The 1284-nt window shown below is 48.1% G+C and carries 2 protein-coding genes; both read right to left on the reverse strand.

Annotated features, from left to right (window positions below; genetic code table 11):
- Nucleotides 1-477: biotin carboxylase N-terminal domain-containing protein (locus A3766_RS24030; RefSeq protein WP_304440981.1), on the reverse strand; the 477-nt coding region annotated here is incomplete at its 3' end.
- Nucleotides 478-542: 65 nt separating this feature from the next.
- On the reverse strand, nt 543-1284 hold a 742-nt coding region (locus tag A3766_RS24035), incomplete at its 5' end, for an enoyl-CoA hydratase/isomerase family protein (protein ID WP_082907201.1).

Consider the following 1284-nt stretch of genomic DNA (forward strand, 5'->3'; position numbering starts at 1 on the left):
AGGGAAGCCGATGGTTTGGGCTTCTTTTAGGAGTGTCTCAATGTCTTGATCAGCACCTTCATAACCAGGGATACAAGGCACACCGGCCTTGGTCATAGCGATCTTTGATAAACGTTTGCTACCCATAAGCTCGATTGCTGCAGAAGGTGGGCCGATAAATTCAATATTGGCCTTTTCGCAAGCGTTGGCGAAGTCACAGTTTTCAGACAAGAAGCCATAGCCAGGGTGAATGGCGCCAGCGCCAGTTAGTTTAGCGGCCGCAAGGATTTTGTCTGCGACTAAATAGGATTCGCCTACTGGTGCTGCACCAATACATACCGCTTCGTCTGCGTTAAGAACATGTGGCGCACCCGCATCAGCTTCACTGTAAACCGCAACGGTTTTATAGCCGAGCGACTTAGCTGTACGCATCACACGAACGGCAATTTCTCCACGGTTTGCAACTAATACTTTTTCGAATGTCACTTGTTTAGACATCTTAATACTCTCTTTTTATCGTTATTCCCTCGAAGGCGGGAATCCATTGTTTTGATGATAACTGACTACTCTGCCCAGCTAGGCAATCTCTTCTGTACAAAGGCCATGGTGCCTTCCTGGCCTTCTTTACCTTGTACTGCTTGTGAGAAGGAATGGGCTGCAGAGTCTAATAACTCTTCCAATGGTTGTTTGCCGACTCCGAGTATCAGTTCTTTCGTGATACGGTTAGCATCTGGTGCACAGCGTTTAACTTGGCTAAGTACTGATTCTAGGGCTTCTTCAAGTGCTTCACTTGTTTCATGTGCCTCGTGAACAATGCCCAGCTCCTTAGCTTCCTGACCGTTAAAACAAGACCCTAATAAGGCTAGACGTCTCGCTTGGGTTAAGCCAATGCGTGTCACGACAAATGGAGCGATTTGAGCCGGTGGAATACCCAGGCCGGTTTCAGGTAAGCCAAATTTTGCGTCACTAGAGGTTAGGGCAACGTCGGAAATACAGGCAAGGCCAAAGCCTCCGCCCAGGACTGCCCCCTCTGTGACCACAATGAGTACCTGTGGAATCTGATTCGCATAAGTAATCATGCGTCCAAATTCGCGGTTCAGCTCGTAGAACGGGTCGTTTTGATCAGCAGTTTTAGAGCCTTCCGCCATACGGGCACCTGCCATATCTTTAATATCGCCGCCAGCGCAGAAGTGGCCTTCTGCGCCCCGTAATACTACTGCACGAATGTCTTCCTGTGTTTGAATACTTTCAAACACAGCCATTAACTCTTTAACCATTTTTAGGCTCATCGCATTGCGAGTTTTA

It is taken from the genome of Oleiphilus sp. HI0132, assembly GCF_001635845.1.